Here is a 222-nt window from a genome sequence, read left to right as displayed (position 1 = left end):
AATACTGGGCCGTGGCGGCCTTGAACTATCGCGCGGAACATTAGCTAATTGGTGTATTAAAGCGGGCCTGCTAATCAGCCCCTTAGTGGCAGCCATGCAACGTCACTTGCTTAATGAGCACAGTTTATGTGCCGATGAAACCCGTACACAAGTCTTAGATGAAGGTGACAATCCTAGCAGCAATTCCTACATGTGGGTTTATCGCAGCAATGAGGTTAGCCA

The 222-nt window shown here is 48.6% G+C and carries 1 protein-coding gene; it reads left to right on the top strand.

The window, feature by feature from the left end:
* A partial coding sequence (locus ACT3RM_RS18335; RefSeq protein WP_444511574.1) for an IS66 family transposase occupies nucleotides 1–222 on the top strand: 222 nt, incomplete at both ends.

The sequence above is a fragment of the Pseudoalteromonas sp. AOP7-A1-14 genome (genome assembly GCF_052376275.1).
Lineage (GTDB): Bacteria > Pseudomonadota > Gammaproteobacteria > Enterobacterales > Alteromonadaceae > Pseudoalteromonas.
Note: the sequence above shows the minus strand (reverse complement) of the source record. Positions and strands in the feature narration are given on the sequence as shown.